The sequence below is a fragment of the bacterium genome (assembly GCA_020440705.1).
In the GTDB taxonomy this organism is placed as follows: domain Bacteria; phylum Krumholzibacteriota; class Krumholzibacteriia; order LZORAL124-64-63; family LZORAL124-64-63; genus JAGRNP01.
This window is the reverse complement of record JAGRNP010000190.1, coordinates 1-4,804: the sequence shown is the minus strand read 5'-3', so window position 1 is coordinate 4,804 and position 4,804 is coordinate 1. Positions and strand designations below refer to the sequence as shown.

General features: G+C 72.0%; 4 protein-coding genes. All 4 read left to right on the top strand.

Translation table 11 applies throughout. From position 1 onward, the window contains the following. Positions 1-20 precede the first annotated feature (20 nt). Complete coding sequence (locus tag KDM41_17260; GenBank protein ID MCB1185171.1) at positions 21-1,406, top strand: UDP-N-acetylmuramate--L-alanine ligase; 1,386 nt, start codon at positions 21-23, stop codon at positions 1,404-1,406. Beyond that, the gene (locus KDM41_17255; GenBank protein ID MCB1185170.1) at positions 1,406-2,227 is read left to right on the top strand and encodes an FtsQ-type POTRA domain-containing protein; all 822 of its coding nucleotides are present in this window, start codon (positions 1,406-1,408) and stop codon (positions 2,225-2,227) included. Before KDM41_17260 ends, KDM41_17255 begins: the two co-directional genes overlap by 1 nt. Positions 2,228-2,247: 20 nt before the next feature. After that, positions 2,248-3,492, top strand: coding sequence for a cell division protein FtsA (gene ftsA, locus KDM41_17250; protein ID MCB1185169.1), 1,245 nt, complete (start codon positions 2,248-2,250; stop codon positions 3,490-3,492). A 218-nt stretch (positions 3,493-3,710) separates the two neighbouring features. After that, positions 3,711-4,804, top strand: a 1,094-nt coding sequence (ftsZ, locus tag KDM41_17245; protein MCB1185168.1) for a cell division protein FtsZ, incomplete at its 3' end; no start/stop codon positions are given.

Genomic DNA, 4,804 nt, shown 5'->3' with positions numbered 1-4,804 from the left:
GGACCTAGAAAGGACGCACCGTGTTCGGCAACACCCGACACATCCATCTGGTGGCCATCGGCGGCGTGGGCATGAGCGGCATCGCCGAGGTGCTGCTCAATCTCGGCTTCACCGTCAGCGGCAGCGACCTGCACCGGACGCCCGTCACCGACCGGCTCGTCGCCCTGGGCGCCACCGTGTTCACCGGGCACGACCCGGCCCACATCCGGGGCGCCGACGTGGTCGTGCGCTCGTCGGCGGTCACCGAGTCGAACGCGGAGGTGACGGCGGCGCGGGCCCTGCGCATCCCCGTCATCCGGCGCGCCGAGATGCTCGCCGAGCTCATGCGGCTCAAGTCGGGCATCGCCGTGGCCGGCAGCCACGGCAAGACCACGACCACGACCCTCGTCGCCGCCGTGCTCGGCGCCGGCGGCCTCGACCCCACGGTGATCGTGGGCGGGCGCATCCGCGCCGCGGGCACCAACGCGGTGCTGGGCCGGGGGGAGTACCTCGTGGCCGAGGCCGACGAGTCCGACGGCACCTTCCTGCACCTGACGCCGACCATCGCCGTGGTGACGAACATCGACTACGAGCACGTCGACTTCTACGCCGACCTGGACGAGCTGCGCCGCACCTTCGCCGAGTTCCTGGCGCGGGTGCCGTTCTACGGGACGGGGGTGCTGTGCGTGGACGATCCGGAGGTGCGGACGCTGCTGCCGCACCTCGACCGCCGCGTCGTCACCTACGGCCTGAGCCCCGGTGCCGAGGTGCGGGCCGATCCGGGCACGATCGTCACCGACGCCACGGGCCAGGAGGCCGTGGTGTGGCGCGGCGACGAGGAACTGGGCCCGCTGCGCATGATGCTGCGGGGGCGCCACAACCTGCAGAACGCCCTGGCGGCCGTGGCCGTGGGGCTCGAGCTGGGGGTGCCCTTCGCGGCCATCGCCGCCGGACTGGCCGGGACCCAGGGCGTGGGCCGGCGCTGCGAGGAGCACGGCGAGCACGGGGGCGTGCTCGTCATCGACGACTACGGCCACCACCCCACCGAGGTGCTGGCCATCATGGCGGTCGCGCGCCAGTTCGGGCGCCCGGTGAAGGTGCTCTTCCAGCCCCACCGCTACTCGCGCACGCGGCAGTTCGCCGCCGAGTTCGCCGACGCCCTGGCCGGCGCCGACGGCGTCGGCCTGCTGCCGGTGTACGCCGCCGGCGAGGCGCCCGCCGCCGGCGCGGCGAGCGAGGTCATCGCCGCCGGCCTGCGCGGCAAGGGCGTCACGCAGGTCGAACTGCTGGCCGGGCACGAGGACATCGGCGCCTGGCTCGATGCGGCGGTGCGGGCGGGCGACCTCGTCCTGACCCTGGGCGCCGGCGACGTGGGCCGCCAGGTCGCGCCGCTCTGCGCCCACCTCGCCGCGCGGGAGGCGCCCTGATGTTCGCGGCCGGACCGGGCGGTCTCCTCGCCGGCGGCGCCCGCCGACCCGACTTCGCCGTGCGCCGCGGGCCGCAGCGCTCGCGCCGCGCCGTGCTCGTGCGCGCGGCGGCCGGCCTGCTGACCCTCCTCGTCCTGGCCGGGATCGCCTGGTGGGCCCTGGAATCGCCGTTCTTCGCCGTCGAGCGCATCGCGTCGGGCGCCTACCGCTTCACCACCGCCGAGGAGCTCGAGGCCGCGTTCGGCGAATTCCTCGGCCGCAACATCTGGACCGTCGACACCGACGCCGTGGCCGCGCGCATCGGCGATCTGCCCTGGGTGCGCGACGTGCGCGTGGTGCGGCGCCTGCCCGACGGGCTGGAGGTCGAGTTCCGCGAGTGGTCGCCGCGGCTGCTGCTCGCGCCCCACGTGCTGGACGGGGTGCGCGAGGAGAACCTGGTGCTGGTGCAGGACGGTCGCGTGCTGCCGTTTCCCGCCGCGCTGGTGGCGCCCGCGCTGCCGGTGCTCGTGGGGGTGTCGCCCGTCCGCGCGGGGAGCGCGGGGCCCTGGCGCCTGGACGAAGCCGATGCCGCCCGCGTGGCGGAACTGGTTTCGGCCATGGAGGATGCGGGGCTCGAGGCGGTCTCGCCCGTCGATTTCGTGGTTGTCGAGCCCGAGGGATACGCTATCGTCCTGCAGGACGAGCAGGGCAAGCTGCTGGTGGGCCGGGAGGAGTTCGGCCCGCGCCTGCAGCGCTGGATGACGGCCCGGGACCATCTCGAACCCGGCCTGGACTACGACCTGCGATTCAAGGACCGCATCACCGTGCGCCCGCATCGCTGAATCACCCGGAGGGAACCGGCATGAGTCAGGGACGACTGATCGTCGCTTGCGATTTCGGCACCACAACGTTCCGCGCCCTCGTCACCGAGGTCTTCCCCAACGGCGACCTGGAGATCGTCGGCCACGCCGTGCGCGAGGCGGAGGGCTTCCAGGACGGCGACTTCGTCGACCTCGCCGCGGGCAGCCGCTGCATCGCCCGCACGATCCTCGACCTGGAGAAGGACTCGGACATCTTCGTCACCGGGTTCACCTACAACATCTCCGGCTCCCACCTGCGCAGCGTGCGCGCCACGGCCTCGGTGCCCATCGGGCCGGGACCGCGCCCCATCCGGCCGGGGGACGTGGACGAGGTGCGCAACCGCGCCCGCGGCATGGCCATCCCCTTCGACCACAAGATCCTCACGGTCACGCCCGTCGAGTTCGCCGTCGACCGCGTCAAGGGCATCGTCGATCCGCTGAACCGCGTGGGCAGCCAGCTCGAGATGCAGGCCCACCTGATCACCGGCTCGCGCAGCGTGCTGCACAACATCGAGAACGCCATCGAGACGGCCAAGTACAAGCCGCTGGGCGAGGAGGTCGACGTGCTCGCCACCGCCGAGGCCCTGCTCACGGCCGAGGACCGCGAGAAGGGCGTCATGCTGGTGGACATCGGCGGGCTCGTCACCAACTGGGCGGTGTACCGCAAGGGCACCATCGTGGCCAACGGCATGGTGCCCCTCGGCGGCGAGCACCTGACGCGCGACCTGGCCCACGGCCTGCGCATCCCGCACGCCACCGCCGAGGAGACCAAGTGCCAGCGCGGCGTCGTGCTGCGCAGCCTCGTCGACGAGGTCTCCATCGACGTCCTCTTCGACCAGGCGAAACCGGAGGAGACGCCGGGCCTGGTGGCCGCGATCCTCGAACCGCGCGTGGAGGAGATCTTCACGTTCGTGAAGCGCGACTTCGGCGACCTGCGCGAGCTGGCCAATCTCGGCGCCGGCGTGGTGCTCACCGGCGGCGGCAGTCGCTGCCGCGGCACCCGGCAGCTGTGCGAAGAGGTGTTCGACCTGCCCGTCAGCCGGCGTCACCTGCCGGTGCGGCTGCGCGGCGCCGACCGCCTTCCCGGGGGCCAGTGGGCGACCGTCCTGGGCCTGAGCCTGTGGGCGGCCGGCGACTTCAGCGAGGGCGAGGCCCACGTGCCGGGCCCGGGCGGGGGCGGGCTGCTCGGCAAGCTGCGGGGCATGTTCCGGCGCGGGTCGCGGGAGACGATGGAGGCGGAGGCCTGATTTCCGCGGATGCGTCCGGACGCCCGTCGCGCCAGACGGCCAAAAAAGCGGCCATTGACGCGAAATATCCCTTGGCGGGACCCATTTCATGTGCTAGTTAACAAAAGACGGATTTTTAACACCCCGTTCGGAACCGGCCGGCGAAAACGGACCTTCGCCACCGGAGGCGACTTCGGACAGGGGTGGGCGACCCAGCTCAGGGAGGAGTGGGTGTCATGATGTTCGAATACGCCGAAGAGATCGAACGTTTGGCTGATATCAAGGTGGCGGGCGTCGGAGGCGCGGGCGGGAATGCCGTCGGGCGCATGATCGCCGCCGGCCTTTCCGGGGTCGAATTCCTCGCGGTCAACACCGACCTGCAGGCCCTCAAGGATTCCCCAGCCCACAACTGCATGCAGATCGGCGCCCAGCTGACCAAGGGTCTCGGCTCGGGCGGCGATCCCGCGCGCGGCCGGGCCGCCGCCGAGGAGGACCGCGAGGCCATCGCGAAGAGCCTCAGCGGCGCCGACATGGTCTTCGTGACGGCGGGCATGGGCGGCGGCACCGGCACCGGCGCCGCGCCGGTCATCGCCGAGATCGCCCGCAACCAGGGCGCCCTCACGGTGGGCATCGTCACCAAGCCCTTCCTCTTCGAGGGCAAGGTGCGACAGCAGCAGGCCCTCGACGGCATCGAGCGGCTGCGCGAGGCCGTCGACACCCTGATCATCATTCCCAACCAGCGTCTGCTGGAGGTCGTGCCGCCGAGCACGTCGATGCAGGAGGCCTTCCGCATCGCCGACAACGTGCTGTACGACGCGACGCGCGGCATCTACGAGATCATCTCGCGCCACGACCACGTGAACCTCGACTTCGCCGACGTGCGCACGGTCATGAAGGACATGGGCGAGGCCATGATGGGCACCGGCCGGGCCGAGGGCGAGAACCGCGCCGTCGAGGCCGCACAGGCCGCCATCAACTCGCCGCTGCTCGAGAACATCGACATCAAGGGCAGCCAGGCCGTGCTGGTCAACGTGCTCGGCCGCGAGGTCGGCCTGCAGGACACGGCCGCGGCCATGCAGTACATCCAGGATGCCGCCGGCCCGCAGGCCCACGTCATCTTCGGCTACGGCAACGACGAGGAGATGGGCGACACCCTGCAGGTGACGGTCATCGCCACCGGGTTTCAGGGCGTGAAGCCGCGTTCGGCGGGCCGCCGGGCCGCCAGCGTGCCCGACGACCCGGACGCGCTCCTGGACGAGATCGTGACCACCACGGGCGGCGGCCCCGAGCCGGTCGCCGTCGACGAACCCGCGCCGGCTGCCGACGCGCCGAT

Bases quoted from the DNA above. Each gene is read 5' to 3' on its own strand.
- KDM41_17255 (MCB1185170.1), top strand. From the start codon at position 1,406: ATGTTCGCGGCCGGACCGGGCGGTCTCCTCGCCGGCGGCGCCCGCCGA.
- ftsA (MCB1185169.1), top strand. From the start codon at position 2,248: ATGAGTCAGGGACGACTGATCGTCGCTTGCGATTTCGGCACCACAACG.